At 71.8% G+C, this 26328-nt stretch carries 23 protein-coding genes, 2 tRNA genes and 2 pseudogenes; 11 read left to right on the top strand and 16 right to left on the bottom strand.

The genetic code is table 11. The features are described 5' to 3' along the window. Nucleotides 1-11 precede the first annotated feature (11 nt). The 3 genes from ACIQ6R_RS07230 to ACIQ6R_RS07220 form a co-directional block, all read right to left on the bottom strand. Complete coding sequence (locus tag ACIQ6R_RS07230) at nucleotides 12-884, bottom strand: LLM class F420-dependent oxidoreductase (RefSeq protein WP_404219422.1); 873 nt, start codon at nucleotides 882-884, stop codon at nucleotides 12-14. A 107-nt stretch (nucleotides 885-991) separates the two neighbouring features. Beyond that, on the bottom strand, nucleotides 992-1474 hold the full coding sequence (locus tag ACIQ6R_RS07225) for a heme-degrading domain-containing protein (protein ID WP_404219420.1): 483 nt from the start codon (nucleotides 1472-1474) through the stop codon (nucleotides 992-994). Then, nucleotides 1471-2574 (bottom strand): Gfo/Idh/MocA family oxidoreductase, encoded by a 1104-nt coding sequence (locus ACIQ6R_RS07220; RefSeq protein ID WP_404177094.1) that lies wholly within the window; start codon nucleotides 2572-2574, stop codon nucleotides 1471-1473. The genes ACIQ6R_RS07225 and ACIQ6R_RS07220 overlap by 4 nt, the downstream gene beginning before the upstream one ends. Before the next feature lie 134 nt (nucleotides 2575-2708). Between ACIQ6R_RS07220 and ACIQ6R_RS07215 the strand changes: the two genes are divergently transcribed. Next, nucleotides 2709-4202, top strand: a complete 1494-nt coding sequence (locus ACIQ6R_RS07215) for an ROK family protein (RefSeq protein ID WP_404219628.1) — start codon at nucleotides 2709-2711, stop codon at nucleotides 4200-4202. A 72-nt stretch (nucleotides 4203-4274) separates the two neighbouring features. Here the strand turns inward: ACIQ6R_RS07215 and ACIQ6R_RS07210 are convergent, their stop codons facing one another. Next, a complete protein-coding gene (locus ACIQ6R_RS07210) occupies nucleotides 4275-5831 on the bottom strand; it encodes a PQQ-dependent sugar dehydrogenase (protein ID WP_404219417.1) in 1557 nt (518 codons plus the stop codon). Nucleotides 5832-6180: 349 nt separating this feature from the next. Between ACIQ6R_RS07210 and ACIQ6R_RS07205 the strand changes: the two genes are divergently transcribed. After that, nucleotides 6181-7014: a hypothetical protein gene (locus tag ACIQ6R_RS07205; protein WP_404219415.1), complete on the top strand. Its 834-nt coding sequence runs from the start codon at nucleotides 6181-6183 to the stop codon at nucleotides 7012-7014. Nucleotides 7015-7174: 160 nt separating this feature from the next. Next, a pseudogene (locus tag ACIQ6R_RS07200) lies at nucleotides 7175-7341 on the top strand (GntR family transcriptional regulator); the annotation flags it as partial. Here ACIQ6R_RS07200 and ACIQ6R_RS07195 read toward each other — a convergent pair. Further along, a pseudogene (locus ACIQ6R_RS07195) lies at nucleotides 7342-7611 on the bottom strand (hypothetical protein); the annotation flags it as partial. Nucleotides 7612-7887: 276 nt separating this feature from the next. On the opposite strand from ACIQ6R_RS07195, the gene ACIQ6R_RS07190 reads away from it, so the two are divergent. The 4 genes from ACIQ6R_RS07190 to ACIQ6R_RS07175 all read left to right on the top strand — a co-directional run bounded on the left by ACIQ6R_RS07190 (nucleotide 7888) and on the right by ACIQ6R_RS07175 (nucleotide 11156). Then, entirely contained in the window at nucleotides 7888-8667 is a 780-nt protein-coding gene (locus ACIQ6R_RS07190) for an HAD-IIA family hydrolase (RefSeq protein WP_404219413.1), read from the top strand. Nucleotides 8668-8789: 122 nt separating this feature from the next. Next, complete coding sequence (locus ACIQ6R_RS07185; RefSeq protein WP_404219410.1) at nucleotides 8790-9353, top strand: hypothetical protein; 564 nt, start codon at nucleotides 8790-8792, stop codon at nucleotides 9351-9353. 6 nt (nucleotides 9354-9359) lie between these two features. After that, nucleotides 9360-10031 (top strand): class F sortase, encoded by a 672-nt coding sequence (locus ACIQ6R_RS07180; protein ID WP_404219408.1) that lies wholly within the window; start codon nucleotides 9360-9362, stop codon nucleotides 10029-10031. A 93-nt stretch (nucleotides 10032-10124) separates the two neighbouring features. Continuing rightward, on the top strand, nucleotides 10125-11156 hold the full coding sequence (locus tag ACIQ6R_RS07175; RefSeq protein ID WP_404177112.1) for a glycoside hydrolase family 6 protein: 1032 nt from the start codon (nucleotides 10125-10127) through the stop codon (nucleotides 11154-11156). 98 nt (nucleotides 11157-11254) lie between these two features. Here ACIQ6R_RS07175 and ACIQ6R_RS07170 read toward each other — a convergent pair whose 3' ends face one another. The 3 genes from ACIQ6R_RS07170 to ACIQ6R_RS07160 all read right to left on the bottom strand — a co-directional run bounded on the left by ACIQ6R_RS07170 (nucleotide 11255) and on the right by ACIQ6R_RS07160 (nucleotide 15557). Further along, entirely contained in the window at nucleotides 11255-13192 is a 1938-nt protein-coding gene (locus ACIQ6R_RS07170; protein ID WP_404219406.1) for a galactose oxidase-like domain-containing protein, read from the bottom strand. Then, on the bottom strand, nucleotides 13189-15201 hold the full coding sequence (locus tag ACIQ6R_RS07165) for a glycosyltransferase family 2 protein (protein WP_404219404.1): 2013 nt from the start codon (nucleotides 15199-15201) through the stop codon (nucleotides 13189-13191). Before ACIQ6R_RS07165 ends, ACIQ6R_RS07170 begins: the two co-directional genes overlap by 4 nt. A 282-nt stretch (nucleotides 15202-15483) precedes the next feature. Next, nucleotides 15484-15557 (bottom strand) — tRNA-Lys (locus ACIQ6R_RS07160). 207 nt (nucleotides 15558-15764) lie between these two features. On the opposite strand from ACIQ6R_RS07160, the gene ACIQ6R_RS07155 reads away from it, so the two are divergent. The 3 genes from ACIQ6R_RS07155 to ACIQ6R_RS07145 all read left to right on the top strand — a co-directional run bounded on the left by ACIQ6R_RS07155 (nucleotide 15765) and on the right by ACIQ6R_RS07145 (nucleotide 18991). Next, a complete protein-coding gene (locus ACIQ6R_RS07155; RefSeq protein ID WP_404219402.1) occupies nucleotides 15765-17054 on the top strand; it encodes a peptidoglycan-binding protein in 1290 nt (429 codons plus the stop codon). A gap of 60 nt (nucleotides 17055-17114) precedes the next feature. Beyond that, nucleotides 17115-18269: an SPFH domain-containing protein gene (locus ACIQ6R_RS07150; protein ID WP_404219400.1), complete on the top strand. Its 1155-nt coding sequence runs from the start codon at nucleotides 17115-17117 to the stop codon at nucleotides 18267-18269. A gap of 116 nt (nucleotides 18270-18385) precedes the next feature. Continuing rightward, complete coding sequence (locus ACIQ6R_RS07145) at nucleotides 18386-18991, top strand: lytic polysaccharide monooxygenase (RefSeq protein ID WP_404177126.1); 606 nt, start codon at nucleotides 18386-18388, stop codon at nucleotides 18989-18991. 45 nt (nucleotides 18992-19036) lie between these two features. On the opposite strand, the gene ACIQ6R_RS07140 is transcribed toward ACIQ6R_RS07145, so the two are convergent. The 7 genes from ACIQ6R_RS07140 to ehuB form a co-directional block, all read right to left on the bottom strand. Next, nucleotides 19037-19110, bottom strand: a tRNA-Lys gene (locus ACIQ6R_RS07140). Nucleotides 19111-19256: 146 nt separating this feature from the next. Further along, entirely contained in the window at nucleotides 19257-20015 is a 759-nt protein-coding gene (locus ACIQ6R_RS07135; protein WP_404219398.1) for an IclR family transcriptional regulator, read from the bottom strand. Nucleotides 20016-20265: 250 nt separating this feature from the next. After that, the gene (locus tag ACIQ6R_RS07130) at nucleotides 20266-20718 is read right to left on the bottom strand and encodes a hypothetical protein (RefSeq protein WP_404177132.1); all 453 of its coding nucleotides are present in this window, start codon (nucleotides 20716-20718) and stop codon (nucleotides 20266-20268) included. Nucleotides 20719-21042: 324 nt separating this feature from the next. Beyond that, on the bottom strand, nucleotides 21043-21828 hold the full coding sequence (ehuA, locus tag ACIQ6R_RS07125) for an ectoine/hydroxyectoine ABC transporter ATP-binding protein EhuA (protein ID WP_272585990.1): 786 nt from the start codon (nucleotides 21826-21828) through the stop codon (nucleotides 21043-21045). Further along, nucleotides 21818-22468 (bottom strand): ectoine/hydroxyectoine ABC transporter permease subunit EhuD, encoded by a 651-nt coding sequence (gene ehuD / locus ACIQ6R_RS07120; protein ID WP_404219396.1) that lies wholly within the window; start codon nucleotides 22466-22468, stop codon nucleotides 21818-21820. Before ehuD ends, ehuA begins: the two co-directional genes overlap by 11 nt. Beyond that, the gene (gene ehuC, locus ACIQ6R_RS07115) at nucleotides 22468-23181 is read right to left on the bottom strand and encodes an ectoine/hydroxyectoine ABC transporter permease subunit EhuC (RefSeq protein WP_121747158.1); all 714 of its coding nucleotides are present in this window, start codon (nucleotides 23179-23181) and stop codon (nucleotides 22468-22470) included. The genes ehuD and ehuC overlap by 1 nt, the downstream gene beginning before the upstream one ends. Next, nucleotides 23178-24107: an ectoine/hydroxyectoine ABC transporter substrate-binding protein EhuB gene (gene ehuB / locus ACIQ6R_RS07110; protein ID WP_272585987.1), complete on the bottom strand. Its 930-nt coding sequence runs from the start codon at nucleotides 24105-24107 to the stop codon at nucleotides 23178-23180. Before ehuB ends, ehuC begins: the two co-directional genes overlap by 4 nt. 107 nt (nucleotides 24108-24214) lie before the next feature. Here ehuB and ACIQ6R_RS07105 point away from each other — a divergent pair, with 107 nt between their 5' ends. Next, nucleotides 24215-24709 (top strand): DUF3830 family protein, encoded by a 495-nt coding sequence (locus ACIQ6R_RS07105; RefSeq protein ID WP_404219394.1) that lies wholly within the window; start codon nucleotides 24215-24217, stop codon nucleotides 24707-24709. Nucleotides 24710-24915: 206 nt separating this feature from the next. Here the strand turns inward: ACIQ6R_RS07105 and ACIQ6R_RS07100 are convergent, their stop codons facing one another. Beyond that, nucleotides 24916-26319 carry an amidase gene (locus ACIQ6R_RS07100; protein WP_404219392.1) on the bottom strand — a complete coding sequence of 468 codons (1404 nt, stop codon included), beginning with the start codon at nucleotides 26317-26319 and terminating at the stop codon, nucleotides 24916-24918. Between the last annotated feature and the right edge of the window lie 9 nt (nucleotides 26320-26328).

Below are 26328 nucleotides of genomic sequence, written 5' to 3'. Positions count from 1 at the left end.
GGGCGCCTTCCTCACGTCAGGAGTGAAGCCAGCCGGCGCCAGCCCTCCCTCGGGAGGGACGTCATGTCGTCCTCCACCACCTGGAGGGCCACGTGGTCGGCGCCCGCGGTGTGGAAGGCGTCGATGCGGGTGCGGATCGTGTCCTCGTCGCCCCAGGCGAAGACGGCGTCGATGAGGCGGTCGCTGCCGCCGTCGGTGACGTCCGCTTCGGTGAAGCCGAGGTTGAGGAAGTTCTTGGTGTAGTTCGGGAGCGTCAGGTACATGGCGAGGTAGGAGCGGGCCGTCGCGCGGGCGCGGGCCGGGTCGGAGTCGAGTACGACCTTGAACTCCGGGGCCAGCAGCGGGCCCTCGCCGAGGCGTTCGCGGGCCTGCGCCGTGTGCTCGGGGGTGACCAGGTAGGGGATCGCGCCGGCCGCCCGGTCCCGGGACAGCTCCAGCATCTTCGGGCCGAGCGCGGCCAGCACCCGGTGGCCGGCCCGCATGCCCGCCTTGTCCAGGTCGTCGAGGTAGCCGACCATCGTCGAGTACGGGCGGCTGTACCCCTCGACCCGCGGGCCGTGGCTCACGCCGAGGCCGAGTACGAAGCGGCCGGGGTGGGACACCTCCAGCTCGGCGAAGCTCGCCGCCGCCTCGGACGCCTCGTGCTCCCAGATGCTCTGGATGCTGGTGCCGACGACGATCCGCGAGGTCGCCTCGATCAGCGGGGCGGCGTGCCGGGCGGCGCTGTTGCCGCCCAGCCATACGGCGCCGAACCCGAGCTGCTCCAACTCGGCGGCGGCCTCGGCGCGTTCGCCGGCCTGGTCCGCTTCCTCGGCGCGCAGTCCCGCGCTCCAGACGCCGTACCGTCCGACCGATTCCTTCAGAGAAGCCGTCGCGTCGTTCATCGGTTTGCGATCCCTCCGGTGGGCACCGTGATCATCCTGCGTACCTGCCTGTCAACCACAGGTACCCACCGGTGATTCCCCGAGCACGCCGGCCGGGGCCGGTCGGGCTAGTCGCCCAGGAACCGCTCCAGCGCCTCCACCACGAGCCGGTGGTCCTCCAGCTGCGGCAGCCCGGACACCGTCACCGAGCCGATCACACCGACGTCGGCCACGGTGATCGGGAACGAGCCGCCGTGCGCCGCGTACGTGTCGGCGTCGAGCCGCGAGGAGTCCTCGAACGTCGTGCCCTTGGCGCGGAACCGGGAGCCGACCAGGTACGACGCGGAGCCGTACCGCTCCACCACCCGGCGCTTGCGGGCGATCCAGGCGTCGTTGTCGGGGGTCGAGCCGGGCAGGGCCGCGTGGAAGAGCTGCTGGCCGGCGCGGTGGATGTCGACCGCGACCGGCGCCTGGCGCTCCCGGGCCAGCTCGACCAGGAGGGAGCCCAGCGCCCACGCGTCGTCGTTCGTGAACCGGCGGAAGACCAGGCGGCGTTCCTGCTCCTCCAGTTCCTCCACGGTCGGGACCGCTGCGTCGGGGGCGGGGCTCACAGGGTCACCACCACTCCGTCGCGGGCGGACCGGCGGGCCGCCTCCAGTACGTCCAGGGCGGCGGCCGCCTCCCGGGCGTCGACCGGGTTCGGGCCGCCGTCCAGCAGAGCCTTCGCCACCGCCGCGTAGTACGCGGGGTAGTCGCCCGCGACGGTCGCCTCCACGCGTCCGCCGCCGGTGAGCGGGGACTCCCCGGAGCCCACGCGGCCCCACAGCGACTCGTCCTCCTCGCCCCAGCCGGGACCCGGCCGCTTGCCCTCGCGCAGCGCCGCCTCCTGCGGGTCCAGGCCGTGCTTGACGTAACCGGCCTTCGAGCCCAGGACCCGGAAACGGGGGCCGAGTTGGGCGGCGGTGGAGGAGACGTGGAGGTGGGAGCGGACGCCGCCCGCGTGCGTGACGGCGATGAACGTGTCGTCGTCCGCCTCCGCGCCCGCGCGCCGGACGACCGACTCCGCGTACACCTGCGTGGCCGGGCCGAAGAGGACGAGTGCCTGGTCGACGACGTGGCTGCCGAGGTCGTACAGGAGACCTCCGATCTCTGCCGGGTCGCCGGACTCGCGCCAGCCGCCCTTCGGCTTCGGCCGCCAGCGCTCGAAGCGCGACTCGAACCGCCATACGTCGCCCAGCGCGTCCGCGGCCAGCAGCTTGCGGAGGGTGAGGAAGTCGTTGTCCCAGCGGCGGTTCTGGAAGACGGAGAGGAGCAGGCCGCGCTCCTCCGCCAGTGCCGCCAGCTCCCGCGCCTCGGCCGCCGTGCCCGCGACCGGCTTGTCCACCACGACCGGCAGACCGGCCTTCAGGGCCGTCGTCGCCAGCGGCACGTGGGTCTTGTTCGGGGACGCGATGACGATCAGGTCCAGCTCGGCGGCCCGGTCGAACAGCTCGTCCGGAGCGGCGACGGTCCGCACGTCCGGGAACTCGGCGCGGGCCTGCCGCTGCCGGTCGGGGTTCGAGGTGACCACCGTGTCCAGGGCCAGGCCCTCGGTGGCGGCGATCAGCGGGGCGTGGAACACGGAGCCCGCGAGGCCGTAGCCGACGAGACCGACGCGCAGCGGGGCGCCCGGAGCGTTGCCGGGGGGATTGCCGGAGGGAGTACCAGTCATGCCTCCCACTTTCGCAACGGTGTTGCCAAAGTGCAAGCGCCGGGGACAATGGGGGCGTGAACAGGATGAACGGCGGGAGTGTGACGGGGGCCGGCGTGATCGCCGGCGCGGGCCCCGCGGCGGGCGGCGGCGGCATGCCGGGCGCGGCGGGCGGCGCCAACCTGCTCGCCCTGCGCAGCCACAACACCGCTCTGGTGCTCGACCTGCTGCGGACCGCCGGTGCCGGGGGCATCAGCCGGCTCGAACTCGCCGAACGGACCGGGCTCACCCCGCAGGCGGTCAGCAAGATCACCGCCCGGCTCCGCGAGGACGGCCTCGCCGCCGAGGCCGGACGCCGCGCGTCCACGGGCGGCAAGCCGCGCACGGTACTGCGCCTGGTGCCGGAGGCGGGCCACGCGCTCGGCGTCCACCTGGACCGGGACGAGCTGCGGGCGGTGCTGGTCGATCTCGACGGTGCCGTGGTGGGGGAGCGGCGCTCCCCGCTGGACCTGGGCGCGGGCGCGGCGGACGTGGTGGAGGCGGTGGCGCGGGTGGCCCGGGACCTGGTCACCGACGCGCTGGCCCCGCCGGGCGGAGCCCTCGACGCCGCGCCCACCCTTCTCGGCCTGGGCGTCGCCCTGCCGGGGCCGCTCGACCACGTACGGGGAGTGCTGCACCGGGTCACCGGCTTCCCGGAGTGGGACGGATTCCCGTTGCGGGACGCGCTGGCGCGGCGGCTCGGCGTGCCGGTCGTCGTCGACAAGGACACCAACGCGGCGGCGCTGGGGCTCGCGGTCGGCCTTGCGGGCGGGTTCACGGGGGGTTGCGCGGGCGGGGGTGAGGGTGGCGAAAGCGGTGGGGGTGGTGACGGTGACGGCCAGGGGGTTCGTGAGGGCGGTGCCGGTGGCGCCGGTGCCGCCGGTGGTGCCGATAGGGCCGGTGGTGCTGATAGGGCCGGTGGTGCTGATAGGGCCGGTGGTGCTGATAGGGCCGGTGGTGCCGATAGGGCCGGTGGTGGTGCGGGCGGTGGTGCCGGTGGTGGTGAGGGCCGCGACGTCGGTGGTGGCGAGGGCCGCGACGTCGGTGGTGGCGAGGGCGGCGGTGCGGACGGATGCGAGGGCGGCGGCGCGGACGATGGTGAGGACGGTGGCGAGGGCGGTGGTGCGGGCGCCCGCGCGGGTCGCTCCTTCGCCTATCTGCACCTCGGTACGGGGCTCGGCGCCGGCCTCGTCTTCGGCGGCGGCGTGCACCGGGGCGCCCGGACCGGCGCCGGGGAGTTCGGGCACCAGGTCGTCCAGCTGGACGGGCCGCCCTGCACCTGCGGCGCCCGGGGCTGCATAGAGGCCCTGTGTCTCGCTGCCGTGGCCCGCGGCGACCTCGCGGAGGCGGCGCGCGTACTGGGCACGGGCGCCGCGAACCTCGTGGGGCTGCTGGACATCGACCTGGTCCTGCTGGGCGGCCGTACCGTCGCCGCCGCGCCCGAGGCCTTCGTCCAGGGGGTCGGCGCCGTCCTCGACGCCCGCGCCCGGCGTGAGGGCGGACGCGACGGCGCCGTACCGGTGCGGATCGCGCCCGGCGGCACGCGCGGGGTCGCGGAGGGCGCGGCCCAGCTGCTGCTCGCGCCGCTGTTCGGGCGGAGGGACGCCTGACGGGGACGGGGCGCGATCGGCGTTTCCGGTGCCGATCGAGCCCCTGGGGCGCACCCCACCCGTACGGAACGCTCAGCGGCCCACCGCGCACGCGTCCCCGTTGAGCATGAACCGCGGCGGCGGCGACGCGTCCCCGGTGTGCTCCGCGAGATAGCCCAGCGTCACGCTCGCGCCCGGCGCGATGGCGGCGTTGTGCGGGGCGCTGCCCGCCGAGATCGTGTTACTGCCCTGCGTCAGCTCCGTGTTCCAGTCGGATACGACCGTCTGCCCGAGGGCCAGCGGGAATTCGAGTGTCCAGCCGTTCACCGGGGCGTCACCGGTGTTGGTGACCGTGAGGTCGACCGTCGTACCGGTGCCCCACGCCGTGACCGTGCGGTCCACCCGGCAGGTGGGTTCCTCGCGCGTGAACGACACGCGGTGCAGGCCGCCGGGCAGGTCGTTCACCACGTAGAACTCCCCGTCGACCGTCGTGCCGATCGACGTCACCTGAGTGGGCATCTGCCCGATCTCGGCCTGCTCGTAGCCGCCCCGGCCGTCGGGGCGCAGTGCCCAGACGGTGGACGAGCAGTAGTCGGTGGCGATGTAGGTGCCGCCGACCAGGTCGGCGTACTGCTCGCCCCGGTAGACGTGGCCGCCGATGACCGAGCAGCCGCCGGTGTAGGGGGAGTAGGTGAAGACCGGCTCGGTGTACTCGGCGCCGGGCGCGCAGTCGCCGCCGGCGAACTTCTCCAGCCCCTCGTAGCAGGACCAGCCGAGGTTCAGCCCGCCCTGCCCGGCAGCGAGGTGGTTGATCTCCTCCCAGCGGCCCTGGCCGACGTCGCCGATCCACAGCGAGCCGTCGGCGCGGTCGAAGGAGAACCGCCATGGGTTGCGCAGCCCGTACTGCCAGATCTCCTCGCGGGCGCCCGCGATGCCGACGAAGGGGTTGTCGGCGGGGACGCAGTAGGCGAGCGGGGCGCAGGCGCGGCTCACGTCCACGCGCATGATCTTGCCCAGCAGGGTGTCCAGCCGCTGCCCGGCGTCGAAGGGGTCGCCGGAGCCGCCGCCGTCGCCGATGCTCCAGTACAGGTTGCCGTCGGGGCCGAAGGCGAGCTGGCCGCCGTTGTGGTTGCTGTACTCGGCGTGCTCCTGGGAGAGCAGGACTTCGAGGCGGGACTCGTCGAGCCGGTAACGGGCGAGGGTGACCGCGCCGTCGGGGGGCGCCGTGTACGCCAGGTACAGGTCCTGACTGTCGGCGAAGTCGGCCGGGAGGGCGATGCCGAGCAGGCCGCGCTCGTTGCCCGTCTCGTCCACGGCCGAGGTGATGTCGAGCAACGGGGGCCCGGCCAGGCCGGTGTCCGGGTGGTAGACGCGGACGGTGCCGCGCTTCTCGGTGATGAACAACCGGTCCGTGCCGTCGTCGGGGGCGGCGAGGGCGGTGGGCCGTCTCAGACCGGAGGCGACCTGGGTGGTGGTGGCGTCGAGCGACGGGAGGGGAACGGGGGACGCCTGCACCGGTCCCGCCTCCGCGGCCGCGGACACGGACGCCGCCGCCGCCGCGGGTGCGGGGGTCAGGGGCGTCAGCAGGAGTAGGGCCGGCAGCAGCGCCGTGGCGAGGGTGCTCAGGACGAGCGTCAGGCGGCGTCCCATGCGATGGGCATGTATATGACAATCCATGAGTCCTTCTCGTCCTTCTTTCCGTGAGTGTCGATGGTGCGGGCGTGGTCGTGGTCGTGGTCGTGGGGGTGATCGTGGGGCGGGGTGATCGTGGGACGGGGTCATGGGAGCGCTCCCGTAGCGCTCCCGCACTCAGGCTGCGACTCGCGAAGCGGAGCGGCAACGCGTGATTGCGCCACTTTCACGCCGCCTGGCGCAAACAATGCCGATCCGGTACGCCCGCCCACCCGCCGCCGATCGAGGGGTGTTCGTCCTCCGTCCGGGCGTCGTGCCCCGGATGGCGGTGCCCGCGTCCGCGATCCATCGGCACGCTCATGTGTTTATGCGACTGTTCACGTCCGCGTCCCCCTGCCTGGCGGCGGCCGCCCTCCTCGCCGCCTCCGCGTCCGCCGTGCTCGTGCCCGCCGCCCCCGCGCACGCGGACCCCCAGGCCCCGCTGCCCGCCTGTACGGCGCCGGACGACCACACCTTCCCCCTCACCACCCGTATCCACGGCGGCCCCGCCGGTTACGAGGCCGGCGGCGGCTACGGCACCTGGTACCTCGACCTGACCAACACCACCTCCCGCACCTGCGAGGGCATCCACCCGGTCGTCGTCCTCGTCGACGAGAAGCGGGCCCTGGAGCCCGCGCAGCCCCGCCTGGAGTTCTACGACGGCGCCCGCCCGCGTCCCGTCGCCTTCGAGACGACCGACCGGGACGAACTGATCGGCGCGTTCGGTGAGGAGGGGGCGGTGGGCGCAGGCGGCGACGGATTCCCCGGCTTCACCGTCGGCCCCGGCAAGACCCTCACCGTCAAGGTGCGGCTCGCGATCACCTCGGACACCGCGCCGGGCGAGGTCACCGCCAACGCGGCCGTCGTCCAGCGCCGCGGCGGGGACGGCGAGTGGATCGGCCAGTCGAACGACTACCGCTTCCGCATCGACGCCCGCGAGCCGGCCACCGGGCAGAACACCGGCCCCGCCGACCCCGCCGCCTCGTCCGACCCGGCCGCTCCCTCCGTCGCCGCCACCCCGGACGACCAGGGCACCCGCATCCCGTTCGCCGACGAACTCGCCGGCACCGGACTGGGCCGGGTGGACGCGGCCCTGGGCGCCACCGCCCTGCTCGTCGCCGCCGGCGCCGCGGCCGTACTGCTGGCCCGCGGGCGCCGCTGAGACGCACCGGACCAGGGCGGCAGGGCGGGCGCCCCCTCGATCCCCGCCCCCCGCGATCCCCGCGCTCCCCGCCCCCCGCGCTCCCCCCCCCGCGATCCCCGCCACCTCTGCGCTCCCGCCACCTCTGCCCCCCGCCACCCCCGTCCGCGACCATCCCTGCGTGGACTATCCGAACGACCAGGCCCCGGGCGCCCCCGCCCGTGCTCCGGGATCCCGGAGCACGGGCGCGTGCCGAAGTACTACGCCGTCAAGGCGCGGATCGACCGTCTGGTCGCCGAACCGGGGGAGGGCGGCGCGCAGGGGCGCGGCACGGTGGTCGCGGGCCCCTACGGGCTCCCCGCGCGTGAGGCCGGTCTCGGCGGCGAGCGCGGCGGGGCAGGGGAAGCGGTCGAGGGTGACGAGCGCGCGGCCGGGGGTACGGCCCTGGCGACGGACGCCCTCGGTGCAGCTGGCCAGGGACAGCGGCTGCTCCAGTTGTGGTTCCCGGCCCGCGAGGGCGGCGAGCCCACCACCTTCGCCCTGCCGTACGCGGCCGGCCTGGTCACCGGCGCCCCGCACAGCGAGAACGGCAAGAGGCTCCTCGACTACCTGCTGAGCCGGAAGGCAAGAAGCAGGTCAGCGAGATCGGCGGCGGCTTCGCGGCCCGTCAGGACGTCAAGGCCACCGACGCCAACGCCATCGCGCTCACCAAGCTGATGGACGGCGTGGAGGTCTTCGAGCCCGACTGGGACGACATCGAGGAGAACCTCACGTCCTGCATCGACGCCTGGAAGGAGGCGGCCGGGAACTGACGCCTGAACTGACGTTCCCCATGATCGGACCGCCGTCTAGGCTGGGGCGCACGCAGGACCGCGCAGGCAGGAGACCCCGCACATGGCAGACCGCAAGCCCATCGAGTCGTGGCTCACCGACATGGACGGCGTCCTCATCCACGAGGGTGTGCCGATCCCCGGCGCCGACGCCTTCCTCAAGAGGCTCCGCGAGTCCGGCAAGCCCTTCCTGGTCCTCACCAACAACTCGATCTACACCCCGCGCGACCTGCACGCCCGGCTGCGCCGCATGGGCCTGGAGGTGCCGATCGAGTCCATCTGGACCTCGGCGCTGGCCACCGCCCAGTTCCTCCAGGACCAGCGGCCCGGCGGCTCGGCGTACGTCATCGGCGAGGCCGGCCTGACCACCGCCCTGCACGACATCGGCTACATCCTCACCGACCACGACCCGGACTACGTGGTCCTCGGCGAGACCCGCACGTACTCCTTCGAGGCGATGACGAAGGCGGTGCGGCTGATCAACGCAGGCGCCCGGTTCATCTGCACCAACCCCGACGAGACCGGCCCCTCCACCGAGGGCCCGCTCCCGGCGACCGGCGCGGTGGCCGCGCTGATCACCAAGGCGACCGGCAAGCAGCCGTACTTCGCCGGCAAGCCCAACCCGCTGATGATGCGCACCGGGCTCAACGCGATCGGCGCCCACTCCGAGACCAGCGCGATGATCGGCGACCGCATGGACACCGACGTGCTGGCCGGCATCGAGGCCGGGATGCAGACCTTCCTCGTCCTGACCGGCCTGACCCGGCCCGAGCAGGTCGAGAACTTCCCGTACCGCCCGTCCAAGGTGGTCGACTCCATCGCCGACCTGGTCGAACGCGTCTGAGACCCGTGAAGCGGCGGTAAACCCGCAGGCCCCCGCTGTAACCCGTTCGGAGCAGTCGGGGCCCCGCGCAGGATGCGGGGGCCCGGCCCGCGGGGGAGTCTCCAGGTAACTGGAGGTACACGATGGGCTCACTGAAGGTCACTCTCTGTGCCGGAGCCGCGCTCGCCGCGGCGCTCGCACCGATCGCGGCGCTCCCGCCGACCGCGTACGCGGTGGACGGCGGAGGCGTCTCGGTGTCACCGTCCGCGCCCGCGCCCGGCGGCGACGTCAGGCTCCGCGTGGCGGACTGCACCGAGAAGACGGCCCTCGCCGTGTCGGCGGCGTTCGCCTCGGACGTACGGCTCACCCTGGCCGCGCAGGACGGCGTCCTCGTCGGGGCCGGCACGGTCCGCTCCACCATGGAGGCCGGCGCGTACGCCGTACAGGTCAAGTGCGGCGACGACGCCCGCGAGGGCACCGTCACCGTCGCCGAGCGGCGCCGCCCGGCCGCCCCCGCCTCTCCCGTCGCCCCCGTCGACGCGGGCGGCGGCGGCACCGCGCGGCTGGCCGCCGCCGACGCCCGGGACGAGGCCCGCCCCGAACCCCCCGGCACGGCGCACACCGTGACCGGGCTGGCCCTCGCGGGCGTCGCCGCCGTCGCCGTCGCGCTGCGCAGCGTCCGCAGCCGGAGCCGCAGGACGGACTGACCGACCATGTCCCAACAGGACCAGCTACGCACCGCCGGCTCCGGCCGCCTGGTGACCGGCATCGCCTGGGTGGTGCTGCTCCTCGGGCTGTGGCTGTGGGGCCGCGAGGCCACCGACGTGCGCGAGGGCATATCCCGGCCGGCCACCGGCGACATGGCGGCGGCCGGCCGCCCCCCCGACGTACCGCTGCCTCCCGCCCACGCGCCCCTCGGCGACGCCCTGCCGCAGCGCCTCGACGTCCCCCGGCTCGACATCCGGGCGCCGGTCGTCGCCCGCGGCCTCGATGCCGAGGGCGCCGTCGAACCACCGCCCTTCGACCGGCCCGGCTCCGTCGGCTGGTACGCGGACGGCGTGAGCCCGGGAGAGGCCGGGACCGCGCTGATGGTGGGCCACGTCGACACCGAGACCGAGCCCGCCGTCTTCTACGAGATCAGCACCCTGGAGCCCGGCGAGACCATCCGGGTGGTCCGCGATGACGCCCAGGTCGCCGAGTTCACCGTCGACGACGTCCAGGTCCTCACCCGCGACGGCTTCGACGCCCAGCAGGCCTACGGGCCGCACCGCACGGGCCGCGCCGAACTCCGCCTGATCACCTGCGGCGGCACCTTCGACCGCGCCACCAACAGCTACACGGCCAACGTGGTCGTATCGGCGTACCTCACGGGTACCGGCCCCTGACGGAGAACCTTCGGGCCGGTACCCGGCAACCCCCTGGGTGCCACAGGCGTATGTCAGGATTGAGCCTTGGAACGGTGCACCCAGGGGGGTTGGATGTACGGCAGCAGGGGGGCCGGAGACTTGTCCACGAGGCGAGCGTCCGCGGTGGCGCTGGGGGCGGCACTGCTGCTCGCGGGCTGCTCCTCGTCCGACGGTGGCGAGGACAAGGGCAAGGACAAGAACGCGGGCGCCGGGATAACCCAGCAGCCCAAGGAGGCCGACCCGTTCTGGGTCAACCCGGACGGCAACGCGGCCCAGCAGCTGGCCGCCTTGCAGAAGTCCGACAAGAAGGACCAGGCCGAGCAGATCCGCAAGATCGCCCAGCAGCCGACGGGCGAGTGGGTCAGCCCGGAGAACCCCGAGGAGCAGGCCCGCGGCTTCACCGAGGCCGCCGACGAGGCCGGTCGCACCGCCCTGCTGGTCCTCTACAACATCCCGCACCGCGACTGCGGCCAGTACTCGGGCGGCGGCGCCGCCGACGGCAACGCCTACCGGGACTTCATCGACGGCGTGGCCAAGGGCATCGGCGACCGCGCCGCCACGGTCATCCTGGAACCGGACGCGGTGCTCCACCTGGTGGACGGCTGCACCCCGGAGCAGTTCCACGAGGAGCGCTACGACCTCCTCAAAGGCGCCGTCGGCAAGCTCACCGCGCTGAAGAACACCAAGGTCTACCTGGACGCGGGCAACGCCGGCTGGGGTCACCCGGACCAGATCTTCGAGCCGCTGAAGTGGGCGGGCATCGACCAGGCCGACGGCTTCGCGGTCAACGTCTCGAACTTCTACACCACCGAGGACTCCATCGCCTACGGCAAGCAGCTCTCCGCCAAGATCGGCGGCAAGCACTTCGTCATCGACACCAGCCGCAACGGCAACGGCCCCTACACGGAGGGCGACCCGGGCGAACGCTGGTGCAACCCGCCCGGCCGAGCCCTGGGCGAAACCCCGACGACGAAGACCGCCGACCCCCTCGTGGACGCCTACCTGTGGGTCAAGCGCCCCGGGGAGTCGGACGGCGAGTGCAAGGGCGGCCCGAAGGCCGGCGAATGGTGGCCCGAGTACGCCTTGAAGCTGGCGCAGGGCTGAGGCACCCAGGGGCGCGGGGCCGTGACATGTGCGGCTCCGCCGCGGGAGCGCGACCGGTCACAGCGCTCCCGCGCCCGAAGACCCCACCCGCGGGAGCGCTAGGGAACGCGCACCCACTCCGCCTTGGAAGGCGTGCCCTCGCCGTCGGTCACGAACATCATGTACCAGCCGGACTGGACGAGGTTCTTGTTCTCGGGAACCGTCACCGTCAACTGGTCCCCGTCCGCCTTGAAGTCCAACGCGATCGACCGCTGATCCACGTCGGTGACATGCGTCGACGCGCTCGGCCGGATCAGCCGCACCTTCTTGACCGACTCCGCCGCCCGGGACGTGAACGTCCCCGACCCACCACGCTCGATGGTCTGCGGCCCCCCGGAGAGATCCGGCCGCGAGTCCCGGTACAGGTACGGCGGCGTGTAGATCTCGATGCGCTGCTCGAACTTGCCCGGCTTGGTGTTGGCCTTGTCGGCGTAGAGCGAGTCCGACCCGAAGAACATCATGCGCCCGTCGGGCAGCAGGATCGAACCGGAGTGGTAGTTCCTGCCGACCAGCGGATCGGCGACCCGCTCGAACTCGTCGCGGTCCGGGTGGTACAGCCGGGCCTCGAGGATGTTGGAGTCGCTGCGGCCCCGGTAGTCCTCCGAGCCGCCGGAGACCAGCACGCTGTCGTCCGGCAGGATCGAGGCCTGCGGATAGCGCGTGCCCTTGTCCAGTGACGGCCCGTCCACGAACTTCGGGTCGTCGGCCTTCAGGTCGACGATCCGGGTCCTCTCGCTGGACAGCTTGGACTCGCCGACCCCGCCGCCGCCGATCACCATGTACTTCTCGTCCTGCGCCGGCGGCAGCAGCACCGAGTTGGCGGTCTCCAGCATGTCGGCGTCGCTCATGCCGGGGACCTTGGTGAACCTGTTGGTCTCCACGTCCCAGATGCCCGGGTCGCGGCCCACGTCGTCGGGGCCGTAGCCGGCGTTCGCGCCCGAGTAGAAGACCTTGCCGTTCTGCATCAGGAACAGCGCCGGGTACGTCGGGAACTGCCGGACCTTCTCGGTGTAGGTCCACTCCTTGGTCTTCGGGTCGTAGATCTCGTTCTTGCCCGGGACCAGCTGGCCGATGTCGTCGAGGCCGGAGACGCTGAGGATCTTGCCGTCGCTCAGGGTGGTGAGCGTCGGGTACCAGCGGGCCTCGTGCATCGGGTCGACCTTGATGTACTTCTCGGCGACCGGGTCGAACTCGAAGGCGTCCCGGATGCCCTGGAAGTCCTTCTTGTCGAGGGCGAGCTTCTGCGCGATGCCGTACGTGTTCCGCGCGTCCGCGCCCGACAGGCCGTGGACGCGGTAGTTGTCCTGGGTGCCCGTCTCGTACTGCCGGCCGCTCTTCTGCGCCTCGACGTAGATCCGGCCGATGCCCGGGTCGTTGCGCAGGAAGGTGCCCGTCGCCTTGTCGAAGACCTTCTCGGCGCGGGGCACCAGGACCGGGTCCTTGGAGACGAACGTCTTCTTGTTCTCCTTGCCGGTGAACTTGGTGCCCGCCGGCAGGGTGATCGGCTTGTCCGGGTTCTCGTTGTGGACGATCATCAGGCCGCCGGCCTTGGTGACGTCACCCTTGAGCTTCTCGTACCGCTTGGTGCCGCCGGCGATCAGCAGGTTGCCGTTGGCGAGCTGGGTGTGGCCGGTGCAGAACAGGTCGGTGGGCGTCGATACCTTCTTGACGGTCCCCTTGACCGGGTCCCAGATCCGGGTGTCGAACCGCTTCGCGTCGAAGTTGTCCTGGTTGTTGCCCGACCCGGCGACGAGCAGCACCTTGCCGGTGCGCAGCAGCGCCGCGTGGATGGTGTTCTGCCGGTACTTCTCGGGAAACTCGATGATCTCCCATTTGCCGTTGGCGGCCTTGTACTCCGGCTTGTTGATCTTGTACTGGTGGTATTTCTCGGTTCCGAAGCGGTAGAGCCACGGCCCGTTCATCCCGGCCAGCGCGACTACCACCGCCGTACCTATCGCGAAGCGACGGGCGCGGCGGCGGCCGGCACGGTCCTTCATTCCTTACGTCCCCCAAGTCCACCAAGGGCGATCTGCATGGTCTGGTCGTTGCCTCCGTCGGAGGCCGCCCAGCTGGGCTTCTGCTGCGGCGCGTGCGCGTGCGGCGCGTGCTGCGTGTACGGCGCGTACGCCTGCGCGGGTGCCGCGTCCGCGGGCGCGGGCTGCTGCTGCGACGGGACCCGCGGCTCGGGCTCCGCCGCGGCGGCCGGCGGTTGCTTCTTCGCCTTCCGCAGCTCGTGGCGCCAGGCGAACATCGGCGACGCGGTGATCAGCAGCGCGAACGTCGCCCAGATGATCATCGCGGGGTGCGCGTGGCCGTAGACGAAGCCCGCGGCGATCGAGCCGCCGAAGATCAGGATGAAGTACCAGTGGTACCGGAAGGTCCCGAAGAGGGTGTCCGGGCTGGCCGAGTCGCCCTTGGGCGTCACCACGAACTTGCTCTTGCGGCGCAGCACGGAGTCGATGAGCGCCTTCGCGTAGAGCGGCGCCGACAGCGCGGACATCACCATGCCGGCCACACCGCCGGAGCCCTCCGGCTCGTGCGGCGAGACGTTGTGGCGGCGGTTCCAGACGTACAGGCCGATCTGGAGGGCGGAGGCGTTGCCGTAGAGCATCAGCCAGACGGCCGGGTCGATGTTGACGCCCGAGGCGCCCAGGCCCAGGAACAGGCAGCAGCTCAGCGCCGCCAGGATCCAGTTCAGGGCCGACATCGGGTAGAAGATGATCATCATCGTGTAGTTGAAGAGCTTGCTCGGCGGGAGCGAGTACCAGCCCTTCCAGTACTGCTTGAGGATCGTCTCGTACGTCCCTCGGGACCAGCGCATCTGCTGGGTGAAGAAGTCCGTCCAGGCGTTCGGGCCCTCGCCGACCGCGAGCACGTCCGGCGTGTAGACCGAGCGCCACTTGCGGCCCGTCACCGGGTTCTTGTGGCGGTGGATCTCGAACCCGGTCGCCATGTCCTCGGTGATCGAGTCGTACAGGCCGCCGATCTGCTTGAGCGCCCTGATGCGCACCGCGTTGGAGGTGCCCACGAACATGGGGGAGCCGTAGCGGTTGCCGGCGCGCTGGATCAGCGCGTGGAAGAGGAACTGCTGCGACTCGGCGGCCTTGGTGATCGGGTTGTCGTAGTTGCCGTAGACCTGCGGGCCGATGACGAAGCCGACGTCCGGGTCGCGGAAGAAGCCGAGCATCCGCTCCAGGTAGTTGGGCAGCGGCACGTGGTCGGTGTCGACGGAGGCGAAGAAGTCGTAGCCGTCGCCGTGCGCGTCGAGCCAGGCGTTGTAGTTGCCGTGCTTGGTCTTGGCGCGGTGCGGGCCCTTGGGCATGTTCCACTTCGCGACGCCCTTGCGGGAGAAGTGGTGCACGCCGAGGCGCTCGCAGACCGCCTTCACCTCGGGGTCGTCGCCCTCGTCGAGGAGCCAGACGTGCATCAGACCGCGGTGGCGGATCTTGACGGCCGCCTCCAGGGTCTTCGTCACCATCTCCAGCGGCTCCTTGCCGGGCACGAAGGAGGTGAGGAAGGCGACCCGGGTGCCGGTCTCGGGCACCACCGGGATCGGGTCCCGGGCGACCAGCGTCGCGTGCGCGTTCGACAGCACGTTCAGGCAGCGGAACAGCTCGATCAGGCCGATGGAGACGAGCATCACGATGTCCAGCGCGGGCAGCCAGTCGAAGGCCGCGTAGTCGCGCTCGGTCCAGTGCGTGGGCTGCAGCAGCCAGACCAGCAGCACCACCGACAGCAGCGGGGCGGCGGCCAGCATCAGCGCGACCCGGATGCGGTGCGGCTCCTGCGAGATCAGCGAGCGGTACTGCACCTTGTACGGCTTGTGCGGGTCGGGCTGGGTGAGGGGGCCCGCGAGCCGGCTGTAGTGCTCGTAGTCGTACCTCGGCAGGGTCTTCTGTATCCGGCGGAACGAGCCGGTGTTCCAGGTCCGATGCGCGGGCACCCTGAGCTGGGTGGTCTGGGACGGGTCGTGGTCCTGCCCGGCGCCCGTCGGCGTCGACGTCATGAGTCATCCCCCCACACGCGGGTCACGCGTGTTTCGTCGCTTCCATCGTCCGCTCGGGTCCCCCTCGACCTTCACGCACGTAACAGTGGTGGGTTGCTGTCACCACGGCATCCACACCTTATATAGACATGGAATGGCGACCCCCGGTTGCATGATGCCCCCCTCGGCACCCGGCCCCCCAACCGGACCAGGGTTCTACGGTGTTCGCCATGATCGCAAGGTGTCCGGTGGCCGGGTACGCCGAAGGCCCCCCGTGTGCTACGGGGGGCCTTCGACCGTCGGTGCGCCGCCAGGGACTCGAACCCCGGACCCGCTGATTAAGAGTCAGCTGCTCTAACCAACTGAGCTAGCGGCGCCTGCTGACCTGCACAACTCTACCGGATGCCGGACGCTGCTCCGGACCGTGCCCCCGAGGGCCTCCGGGGGCCCGGTGATCGCGCCCGCCGCCGTGTACATCATTCGGACCGTCAGCATGCGCGCGAAGAAGACAGTTGAGAAACTGACCGACATGTACCGAAGTGCACCGCCGCGGACATTTTCACCGGGAGTGTGAGGGGAATCGCATGAAGGCTCCCGTATTCGAGGACATCGACCCCGCGAGCGACTGCGACTGCCCCGGTTGCCGTCACTGGCGCCGCGTCCTGCCGCATGCCCCGGCCGGCCGCGCCCATCCGGCGGCCCACCGCGCGCTGATCATGGCCACCGCGGCCGCCACCGTCGGAGCCCTGGGCGCGGGACAGGCGGCAGCGGCGCCGACCGCCGTTCACGCCCCCCACCGGCCGGGCGTTCCCGCAGGTGACGAGCCCGACACCCCGCAGGGGCCCAGGGCCCCGCTGCACGGCCCGACCGGTACGCCGGCGGCGCCTCCCGCCGGTGCGGAACTGGCCGCGAACACCCGTACGGAGATCATCGACCGGGCCAAGACCTGGGTCGCCGCCAAAGTGCCCTACAGCATGACCGCCTACTGGTCCGACGGTTACCGGCAGGACTGCTCCGGTTATGTGTCGATGGCCTGGAAGCTGCCCACGAACGAATGGACGGGCAGCCTCGGCACCTTCGCCGACCGTATTACCAAGGAGGAGCTCCAGCCCGGCGACATCCTGCTGTTCCACAATGCGTCCGACCCCCAGAAAGGCTCCCACGTGGTGATCTTCGGCGGCTGGACGGACGCCACCCGCACCGCCTACACGGCCTACGAACAGACCCCGCCGCACACCCGCAAGCTCGCCACGCCCTACGCCTACTGGAGCGACAGCGCCAAGTACCTGCCCTACCGCTACAAGGGGGTCACCACGACCACGGCGGGCGGGGCGCCGGCCGCCACGGCCTACCCGGGGGCGTCCTCCTTCGGCCCCGGCGCCGACAACGAGCACGTCACCGAGCTGGGCCGGATGCTCGTCTCCCGCGGCGCCGGACGCTTCTACGCCGCGGGGCCGGGCCCCCGCTGGTCGGACGCGGACCGCAGGGCCACCGAGGCCTTCCAGCTGGCCCAGGGCTGGCGGGGTGAGGACGCCGACGGGCTGCCGGGCCCCGGCACCTGGCGGCTGCTGAGGACGGGCGGGGGAAAGGACATCCCGGCCCCGGCGGCCGGCCCGGCCCCCGCCTCGCACGGGGTGGCCGGATACCCCGGACGGGCGATGTTCGGGCCGGGCGCGGACAACCCGTACGTCACCAGGCTCGGCAGGCAGCTGGTGAAGAAGGGATTCGGCAAGCACTACACGACCGGGCCAGGGCCGCGCTGGGGCGAGGCGGACCGGCGGGGCGTCGAGGCCTTCCAGCGCGCCCAGGGCTGGCGCGGTGGCGCGGCGGACGGCTACCCGGGCCCGGAGACCTGGCGGCGGCTCTTCTCCTGACCGTCCGCCCAGCGGTGACCACCCGTTCATGACGCATCTGGCGCGGAGGCTGGAGCACGCATGAGTACGACCTCTTCCACGAACCCGGACACCAAGCCGCCGGCCCCGTCCGGGCCCTCGGTCCCCGAAGGAGCGGCGGAGGCAGGCCACCGGCCCGCCCGGCTCATCCACAACGAGGCCACCACCGAGATCCCCGTCCACCTGCTGTTCCGCGACGACCCCCATCCGGCGCCGGTGGAGCTGCGGTCCGCGGTCGTCGGCCGTCGGCAGGGCACGGGGGAGCAGCCCCGGACGCGACGCCCCGTCGCCGCGCGCCCGCGCCCGGCGCCGAGCGTCGACCCGGAGCTGACGGAGCGTCCGGCCCGGGTGCTGCCCGGCGCCGCGGGCGTGGCCGCCGGTGCCTGCGGTGCGGCGGGCTGCGCGGTCACCTCCTGGTGGGCCGGGCTGGTGCCGCCGCTCGCGGCCGAGGCGCTCGGGCTGCCGGCGTACGCGGGGGCCGGGCTCGGTCCCGCGCAGTGGGCGGCGTACGCGGCCGCCGGGGCGCTGGGGCTGTTCGGGTTCGGCGGGCTGGCCCGGGGCCGGACCGGGCGGGCCTGGGTGCTCGGACTGTTCGGCCGCTACCGGGGGACGGTGCGGCGCACCGGCCTGATGTGGGTGAACCCGCTGCTGCTGCGCCGCCGGGTGGACGTCCGGCTGCGGCACTGGCGCAGCGAGCCGATGCCCGCGGCCGACGGCAACGGGGTCGCCCTCCGGGCGGTGACGCTGGTGGTGTGGCGGGTGCGGGACACCGCGAAGGCGACGCTGGGCGTCGAGGACCACGAGACGTACCTGCGCGAGTGCGTCGAGGCGGCGCTGGCCCGGGTCCCGGTGGAGCCACTCGGCACGGTGCGCAGCTCGGCGGACGTGGCCGGCGACACGCTGACCCGGCTGGTGGCGGCGGACGCGGCGCCGGTCGGCCTGGAGGTGTTCTCGGTGCGGCCGGTCCGGGTGGAGTACGCCCCCGAGGTCGCCGCCGCGATGCACCGGCGCCGGATCGCCGCGCTGGACGCGGCGCAGCGGGCCAGCGTGCTCACCTCGGTGGTGGACTCGGTGGAGGACACGGTGACCCGGCTGACCATGCGAGGGCTGGTCGAACTCGACGACTACGAGCGCAAGGTGCTGGTGAAGGACCTGACGGTGGCGTTCTGCGCGGGGCGGGGGGACACGGGGGCCTGACCCGTTCCCCGGGTTCTCCGATTGGTATGGACATGTTCAACTCGCGGCAATAACCTGAGACTTGGTCTAGACCTGCACGGCTCACTGAACCTCCCCCACGTCACAGGAGCAGCGGTATGCGTACAAAGACCAAGTTGTCCGCCGTCGCGGTGGGCATGGCGACCACCGGAGCCCTCGTGCTCTCGTCCGGCGGCGCCAGCGGCCACGGCTACACCGACCTGCCGGTCAGCAGGCAGAAGGTCTGCCAGAACGGCACCGTCAGCGGGTGCGGCGCCATCCAGTGGGAGCCGCAGAGCGTCGAGGGCCCCAAGGGCTTCCCGGCGGGCGGACCGGCCGACGGGCGGATATGTTCCGCGAACAACACCCCGTTCGCCCCGCTCGACAGTCCGAAGGCGCCGGGCGGCCAGGCGTGGCCGGCCACCAAGGTGAACGGCGGGCAGAGCTACAACTTCCGCTGGCAGTTCACCGCCCGGCACGCCACCACCGACTTCCGGTACTACGTCACCAAGCAGGGCTGGAACCAGAACCACAACCTGGCCCGGTCCGACCTCAATTTGACGCCGTTCTTCACGGTGCCCTACGGCGGCAAGCAGCCGCCGGCCACGCTCTCCCACAGCGGCACGCTGCCGTCCGGGCTGAGCGGACGCCACGTGATCGTCGCGGTGTGGACGGTCGCCGACACGGCCAACGCGTTCTACGCGTGCTCGGACGTGACCTTCTGAACGAGCGGAGGGCCCCCTCGCCTGAGCGAAGGGGCCCTCTTGCTGTGCGCCGCCAGGGACTCGAACCCCGGACCCGCTGATTAAGAGTCAGCTGCTCTAACCAACTGAGCTAGCGGCGCATGACTCCCGCCGTCCGCTCTTCGCGGTCGGCGACGACGAAAATACTACCTGGTCTCCAGGGGTGCTTCCGACCATTCATCCGCCGGCCATCCAGGCGCCCGGGTCGCCGGCTTTCGTCGGCCGTTCCGCCCCGCCGTCCCCGCGGCTAGATCGCCAGCGAGAGCAGCACCCCCGCGGCGTTCCGGTTCAGCTCGTCGGCGGCCCGGCGCAGCCGGTGGGCGTGCTCGACCGGGAGGGACAGGGCGAGGCAGCCCACGGCGGAACCGGCCGTGATCGGGACGGCCGCGCAGACCGTGCCCACCGCGTACTCCTGGAGGTCGAGGACCGGGACGGTGGGCGGCTGGGACTCCAGCCGGGACAGCAGCAGCTTGTCGCTGGTGATGGTGCGCGAGGTCAGGCGGGCCATCTTGTGCCGGGCGAGGTGGTCGCGGCGGCCCGCGTGGTCCAGCTGGGTGAGCAGGCTCTTGCCGACCGCGGTGGCGTGCGCCGAGACGCGGAAGTCCACCCACTCGTTCACCTTGGGCGTGGCCGGGCTGTCGGCGTACTGGGTGACGCTGACCTCGCCGTCGACGTACCGGCTGATGTAGACGGCGGCGCCCACCGAGTCGCGCAGCCGGTCCAGGGTGTGCTGGAGCTTGTCGCGCACGGCCTCCTCGCGGCCGTGGGCCGAGCCCAGGCGGGCCAGGGCCTCACCGGCGACGTACGTGCCGTCGGTGGTCTGCTCGACGTAGCCCTCGCGGCGCAGCATGCGCAGGAGCGTGGTCAGCCGCTCCCGGTCGAGGCCGGTTCCCTGGGCGATTTCGGTGTCCGTGACTCCGGTGCTGTGCCGCGTCACCGTCTCCAGGACGCGCAGGGCGTCCTGGGCCGAGTGGTGCGGCGCGGTCGGCTTGTGCTGCAGCGCCACGGTGGTCTCCCCCTGCGCTCGCTGGTAGGCCCCTGTCCCTGTCCCTGCCTGTGCCCCGATCCGGACAGCGGATCCCCTTCACGATAGCCGCCAAGCGGCCCGGAGTGAGGGGGTGTTGGCAAGATTTCAGCGCCCCCAACTGCGGCGCTGGCCCGCTGGCATATGCCAACGGCGTGCCCCAACGCCCCGACCTCGGGCGTTGGGGCACGCGCGGTGCGTGGTCGCGGCGCCACGCTGGGGGTATCTCGGGTCACGAGGTGGAGCTGAACTTCGGGTCGCCCCCGGTGCCGAGCAGGGTGCCGCCCTCCCACAGGCCGATCTCCCAGTAGATCGTGGAGTTCTCCGGGATCTCGTCGTGGAAGCCGTCGCACACCTGCCAACCCGCCGAGGAGCCGCCGTACTCGTAGCAGCGGAAGTTGTCGCCGGTCCGGTTCACCGTGCCGCGCACCTCTATGTGGTGACCGTCCGCCAGGGTGTCGCGGACGTAGAACTTGTCGCCGTAGGGCCGGAAGCACGCCAGGCCGGCCGTCGCGCGAGGGTTCTCGTAGCCGGTGACCTCGTTGCAGTTCGCGTCGAGCGTCGGTGAGGTCGACGTCGCGGAGGCCTGCTCCGAGTGGAGTGTGGCGGCGGAGGCGGAGCTGCCGAGGAAGGTGACGAGGGCGAACGCGGCCGTGGTGACGAACACGGGGGCGGTGAATTTCACTGCGTGTCTCACTCCTGCGGTGTGAAGGGCCTGACTGTGGATACCTGTTCGACCGGCGGGGCGGGGGTGGCTTCGGGGCCCGGATCTCCTGACCGGAATACTCGTCCGATTATGGCGTGTGCATGACAGTAAAGGTTGATTTGTGGGGCTGTAAGGCCTTTGTCGGCCACGTGTCGAAGGGATCAAGCCCCGTTCGCGGCGTCGTGGAGCCGGGCGCGTCGGAACCCGCCCGCAAAAGCCGCGGGTCACCGCACCGCCCGACGTGGTTCGGGCGGTGCGGTGACCCGCGGTGGAGACCGGTGGCGCGCCGTGCGTCGTGCGCCGTCAGAGCACGGCGCTCAGGAACTCCCTCGTCCGCTCGTGCTCCGGATCGCTGAAGATCTTCTCGGGAGCCCCGGACTCGATGACCCGCCCCGAGTCGAACATCAGGACCTGGTCCGAGATGTCCCGGGCGAAGTTCATCTCGTGGGTCACGCAGAGCATCGTGATGTCCGTGCTGCGGGCGATGTCCCGCAGCAGGTCCAGGACGCCCGCGACCAGCTCCGGGTCGAGTGCCGAAGTCACCTCGTCGAGCAGCAGCACCTTCGGCCGCATCGCCAGCGCGCGGGCGATCGCCACACGCTGCTGCTGGCCGCCGGAGAGCTGGGCCGGGCGGGCGTCGCACTTGTCGGCCAGCCCCACCATGTCGAGGAGTTCCCTGGCCCGTTCCGCGGCCTCGTCCTTGGACATGCCGAGCACGGTGACCGGTGCCTCGGTGATGTTGCGCAGCACGCTCATGTTCGGGAACAGGTTGAACTGCTGGAACACCATCCCGATCTGCTTGCGGACCTCGCGCCGCTCCTTCTCCGTCGCCGGGAACAGCTTCTGCCCGTCCACGGTGATCGTGCCCTCGTCAGGCTTGAGCAGCGTCATCAGCAGCCGCAGGATCGTCGTCTTGCCGGACCCCGACGGCCCGATGAGGGTGACGTGCTTGCCGGCGTCGACGGAGAAGTCGAGCTGGTCCAGGACGGTGTTGTCCCCGAACCGCTTGGTGACCTGCTCCAGGCGTATCAGCTCGCCGGTGCTGCGTTCGGGACTGGTCCCGGGGTTGGGAAGGGTGTCAGTGGGCAAGGCGTCGCTCCAGGGCTCGCAGGAAAAGGGAGGCCACGTAGGAAAGCACGATGAACGCCAGGCCGATCACCGTGAGCGGCTCGGTGAACTGGAAGTTCTCACGGGCGAAGAGCTGAGCCTCGCCGAGCATCTCCAGCACGGTGATCGCCATGAGCATCGGGGTGTCCTTGAGCATGGCGATCACGTAGTTGCCGAGGGCGGGCACCACGCGGCGGACCGCCTGCGGAAGGATGACCGCGATCCACGTCCGGTGCACGGGAAGGTTCAGCGCCGTGGCGGCCTCCCACTGGCCGACCGGCACCGCCTCGATGCCGGCCCGGTACACCTGCATCGTGTACGTCGAGTAGTGCAGACCGATGGCGAAGACACCCGTGGTCAGCGCCGAGGCCTGAACGCCCCACTCGGGCAGTACGTAGAAGAGGAAGAAGAGCTGCACCAGCAGGGGGGTGTTCCGGATGAACTCCGTGACCACCCCGACCGGCCAGCGCACCCAGCGCGTAGGGGTCCGCATCAGCAGGGCCCACACCAGGCCCAGCGCGAAGGAGATCACCGAACCGAGGGCCATGATCTGCAGGGTGACCAGCAGACCGTCCCAGAAGTGCGGCATGAAGTCGGAGACCGCGCTCCAGTCCCACTCCATCAGACAGCACCTCCCGCGTTGGTCGCCTCGGGCCGCTTCAGCACGGCCTCGGCCGCGGGAGTCGGCGCCTTGCCGACCCCCGACTTCAGCTTCTTCTCAAGGCCCCGCATGAGTCGGGTGAGCAGGAAGGCGAGGACGAAGTAGATCAGCAGGATGTACGTGTAGATCTCCGCGCTCTCCTGGAGCGCGAGACGTACGAGGTTGCCGCTGAACGCCAGGTCGCCCATGCCCATGAGGGACACCAGCGCGGTGCCCTTCAACAGCTCCACCAGCAGGTTCGAGAACGGCGGGATCATCTCCGGCAGCGCCTGCGGCAGGAGGATCAGTCGCATCCGCTGCCAGGGAGTGAAGCTGAGGGCGATGCCGCCCTCGCGCTGGGCCGGGTCGACGGCCGCGATCGCGCCGCGCACGACCTCGGCGCCGTAGGCCCCGTACGTCAGGCCGAGGGCGAGCGTGCCCGCCCACATGGGTACGAGCTGCCAGCCGAAGGCCAGCGGCAGCACGAAGTAGATCCAGAAGATCATGATCAGCGCGGAGGTGCCACGGAACACCGTGGTGTACAGGCCCGCGAGGAACCTGACGATGCGCGACTGATGAGTGCGGGCGGTGCCCACGACGAAGGCGACCACAGCGCCCAGCAGGGCGCTGAAGACGAGCAGCTGGACGGTGGTCCAGACACCCTTGGCCACGAGTTCCCAGAGTCCGGATGTCATCCGCCGCAGAGCTCCTTCGCGGTCAGATCGGTCATCTCGTCCTCGGTGAAACCGAAGGGGCGCAGGATGCGCAGGAGTTCGCCGCTCTTCTTCATCTTGTGCAGCTCGACGTTGAAGGCGTCCCGCAGGTTGGTCTCGTTCGGGCGGAACGCGAAGGCGCCGCCGTCCACGTGCGGCTTGCCGTTGACGATCGGCTTGAACGCCTCGGTCACCTCGGTGCTGGACGACTTCTTCACCACCTCGCGGGTGGTCAGAGCCGTACCGGCGAAGACGTCGGCGCGCCCGGTCTCCACGGCGTTGAGGCCGGCGACCTGGTCGGGCACGATGAGGATGTCGTCCTTCGGATACCCGGCCTCCACCGCGTAGGCGATCTCCGCGTAGCCCGTGCCGGTGGCGAACTTGGCCTTCTTCGCCACGACGTCCTTGTAGTCGTGCAGTCCGAGCGGATTGCCCTTGCGCACGATGAAGGAGTCCAGCATCTGGTAGTCGGGGTCGGAGAAGATGACCTGCTCGCAGCGGGTGGGGTTGACGTACATCCCGGCCGCCACGATGTCGAACTGCTGCGACTGAAGACCCGGGATGAGGGAGCCGAACTCGGTCGGTACCGGCTGCACCTCTTCCACGCCGAGCCGCTTGAAGATGACCCTCGCCAGCTCCGGCGCCTCGCCGGTCAGCTCACCGTTCTTGTCGATGTACCCGAAGGGGATCTCGCCGGCGATGCCGAGCCGGGCCACGCCCTGTGCCTTGAGCCGGTCGAGGAGATCGCCGCCTTCCACGTCGGACGCGGTGGCCACCCGCGAGCAGCCGGCGGCTCCCAGCGCACCGAGCGCCGCGACCCCCGCGAGCAGCGACCGGCGAGTGGGCCCGGCTGTCCTGGGCCTTTGGTCGGATATACCCCATGGAGGGGTTCTGTGTGGTGGAGCCATGGGCGCGCAGCTACCCGAAGCCGGACGGGTTATGCCGATCTTTTTCAGTCCGATACCTCGGCCCCGCACCCTTGACCGCGGGGCCGCCGGGCACTGCCATGGAGGGTATGGCTGATCGCTTCATCGAAGTCTCGCTGGTCAAGCGCGGAATCACCTGCACGGCCCAACTGCTGGACGACCGGGCCCCGATCACCTGCGCGGCGGTCTGGGACGCGCTCCCCCTCGGCGGCGACGTGTATCACGCCAAATACGCGCGCAACGAGATCTACGCCCTTTTCCCGCCCTTCGCGGCATACGAACCGCCGCTGGAGAATCCGACGGTGACGCCCATTCCGGGCGATCTGTGCTATTTCGCCTTCGCGGGTGCCGAGTTGGGCACCAAGGCGTACGGCTACGACCGCGAGGTCCGCGCGGGCACCACCCTCGTCGACCTGGCCCTGTTCTACGAGCGCAACAACCTGCTGCTCAACGGCGACGTCGGCTGGGTCCCCGGCACCGTCTGGGGGCAGGTCGTCGAGGGCCTGGCGGAGATGGCCGAGGCCTGCAACGACCTGTGGCGAGCGGGAGCGGAGGGAGAGACGCTCAGCTTCCGCCGCGCGTAGGGCGGCGCCACGACTGCCCGCCGCACCGCCGCCCCAAGCTGCGGGCAGTCGTGCCTCCCCAGTGCCTGAACGGCCTGGGAGGTACCCCCAGGGGCGGCACGGGTGGGCGGTGGGGGCACCTCCCGCTCGAGCGAAGCCGAGAGTGGGGGAGGCACCCCGCAGCGCCGGGCCGCGCACCCACCCCCGGCCCGCACCCACGCCGGCCACTACTCGGCCGACGCGGGACTACCCGCCGCCACCCCCGCCCCGTACAACGCGTGCGCAGCCCGCAACACCAGATCATCCCGATGCCGCGCCGCGACCAGCTGGAGCCCGATGGGCAGCCCGTCCCCGTCGGCCCCCACCGGCACCGTCGCCGCCGGCTGCTGGGTCAGGTTGAACGGGTAGGTGAAGGGCGTCCACCCCGTCCACCGCCGGTGCCCCGAACCCTTCGGCACCTCGGCCCCCGCCTCGAACGCGGTGATCGGCAGCGTCGGCGTGACCAGCAGGTCGTACGCGTCGTGGAAGCGGCCCATCCGCCGGCCCAGCTCCATCCGTACGTCCACCGCGGCCAGGTACTCCAGTGCCGAGTACCGCGCCCCCGCGCCGACGATCTCCCGCAGCCCGGGGTCCAGGAGCTTCCGCTGACCCGCCCCGAGGTGCTGCACCACGCGCGCCGCCCCGCTGAACCACAGCGTGTGGAAGGCGTCCACCGGGTCCGCGAAATCCGGGTCGGCCTCCGTCACGTACGCGCCCAGCTCCGCCAGCCGTTCCACCGCCCGCCGGACCGCCGTGGCCACCGCCGGGCGTACCGCCACCTGCCCGCCCAGCGAGGGCGAGTACGCCACCCGCAACCCCCGCACCCCGCCGGACAGCGCCTCGGTGTACGACCCGGGCGCCGGGCCCAGCGCCGACCAGTCACGGGCGTCCGGGGTGCCGATGACGTCCAGCATCAGCGCCGCGTCCGCCGCGTCCCGGGTCATCGGGCCGACGTGCGCGAGGGTGCCGAACGCGCTCGCCGGGTAGAGCGGGACCCGGCCGTACGTCGGTTTCAGGCCGAAGATGCCGCAGAAGGACGCCGGGATGCGCACGCTGCCGCCGCCGTCCGTACCCAGCGCCAGCGGCCCCGCCCCGCGGGCCACGGCCGCCGCCGCGCCCCCGCTGGAGCCGCCCGCGGTGCGGGTCGGATCGTGCGGGTTGCGGGTGACGCCGGACAGGGGCGAGTCAGTGACGCCCTTCCAGCCGTACTCGGGCGTCGTCGTCTTGCCGAGGAACACGGCGCCGTGTTCGCGCAGCCGGGCCACGGAGGGCGCGTCCTCGTCCCAGGGCCCGTCCGGTGAGACGGCGCGGGAGCCGCGCAGGGTCGGGTGACCGCGCGTCAGCAGGATGTCCTTCACCGTGACCGGTACGCCGTCCAGCCGACCGCCCGGCTCCCCGCGCCGCCACCGCTCCTCGGACCGCCGTGCCCCGTCGAGCGCCTCCTCGCCGGTCAGCCGGACGAACGCGTTCACCTCCGGCTGGATCCGCTCGGCCCGCTCCAGCGCGGCCCGGGTCACCTCCACGGGGCTGAAGTCGCCCTTGCGGTAACCGTCGACGAGCTGTACAGTGGTCAGCTCGGTGAGGTCGGTCATGCAGCACCC

The organism is Streptomyces sp. NPDC096048 (assembly GCF_044763415.1).
Taxonomy (GTDB): Bacteria; Actinomycetota; Actinomycetes; order Streptomycetales; family Streptomycetaceae; genus Streptomyces.
This window is presented reverse-complemented; position numbering and strand designations above follow the sequence as displayed.

What these genes read in the sequence shown, in the direction of transcription:
- ACIQ6R_RS07230 (WP_404219422.1), bottom strand. Translation starts at nt 884, where the DNA reads ATGAACGACGCGACGGCTTCTCTGAAGGAATCGGTCGGACGGTACGGC.
- ACIQ6R_RS07220 (WP_404177094.1), bottom strand. Translation starts at nt 2,574, where the DNA reads ATGACTGGTACTCCCTCCGGCAATCCCCCCGGCAACGCTCCGGGCGCC.
- ACIQ6R_RS07215 (WP_404219628.1), top strand. Translation starts at nt 2,709, where the DNA reads ATGCCGGGCGCGGCGGGCGGCGCCAACCTGCTCGCCCTGCGCAGCCAC.
- ACIQ6R_RS07210 (WP_404219417.1), bottom strand. Translation starts at nt 5,831, where the DNA reads ATGGGACGCCGCCTGACGCTCGTCCTGAGCACCCTCGCCACGGCGCTG.
- ACIQ6R_RS07205 (WP_404219415.1), top strand. Translation starts at nt 6,181, where the DNA reads ATGCGACTGTTCACGTCCGCGTCCCCCTGCCTGGCGGCGGCCGCCCTC.
- ACIQ6R_RS07190 (WP_404219413.1), top strand. Translation starts at nt 7,888, where the DNA reads ATGGCAGACCGCAAGCCCATCGAGTCGTGGCTCACCGACATGGACGGC.
- ACIQ6R_RS07185 (WP_404219410.1), top strand. Translation starts at nt 8,790, where the DNA reads ATGGGCTCACTGAAGGTCACTCTCTGTGCCGGAGCCGCGCTCGCCGCG.
- ACIQ6R_RS07180 (WP_404219408.1), top strand. Translation starts at nt 9,360, where the DNA reads ATGTCCCAACAGGACCAGCTACGCACCGCCGGCTCCGGCCGCCTGGTG.
- ACIQ6R_RS07175 (WP_404177112.1), top strand. Translation starts at nt 10,125, where the DNA reads ATGTACGGCAGCAGGGGGGCCGGAGACTTGTCCACGAGGCGAGCGTCC.
- ACIQ6R_RS07170 (WP_404219406.1), bottom strand. Translation starts at nt 13,192, where the DNA reads ATGAAGGACCGTGCCGGCCGCCGCCGCGCCCGTCGCTTCGCGATAGGT.
- ACIQ6R_RS07165 (WP_404219404.1), bottom strand. Translation starts at nt 15,201, where the DNA reads ATGACGTCGACGCCGACGGGCGCCGGGCAGGACCACGACCCGTCCCAG.
- ACIQ6R_RS07155 (WP_404219402.1), top strand. Translation starts at nt 15,765, where the DNA reads ATGAAGGCTCCCGTATTCGAGGACATCGACCCCGCGAGCGACTGCGAC.
- ACIQ6R_RS07150 (WP_404219400.1), top strand. Translation starts at nt 17,115, where the DNA reads ATGAGTACGACCTCTTCCACGAACCCGGACACCAAGCCGCCGGCCCCG.
- ACIQ6R_RS07145 (WP_404177126.1), top strand. Translation starts at nt 18,386, where the DNA reads ATGCGTACAAAGACCAAGTTGTCCGCCGTCGCGGTGGGCATGGCGACC.
- ehuD (WP_404219396.1), bottom strand. Translation starts at nt 22,468, where the DNA reads ATGGAGTGGGACTGGAGCGCGGTCTCCGACTTCATGCCGCACTTCTGG.
- ehuC (WP_121747158.1), bottom strand. Translation starts at nt 23,181, where the DNA reads ATGACATCCGGACTCTGGGAACTCGTGGCCAAGGGTGTCTGGACCACC.
- ehuB (WP_272585987.1), bottom strand. Translation starts at nt 24,107, where the DNA reads ATGGCTCCACCACACAGAACCCCTCCATGGGGTATATCCGACCAAAGG.
- ACIQ6R_RS07105 (WP_404219394.1), top strand. Translation starts at nt 24,215, where the DNA reads ATGGCTGATCGCTTCATCGAAGTCTCGCTGGTCAAGCGCGGAATCACC.
- ACIQ6R_RS07100 (WP_404219392.1), bottom strand. Translation starts at nt 26,319, where the DNA reads ATGACCGACCTCACCGAGCTGACCACTGTACAGCTCGTCGACGGTTAC.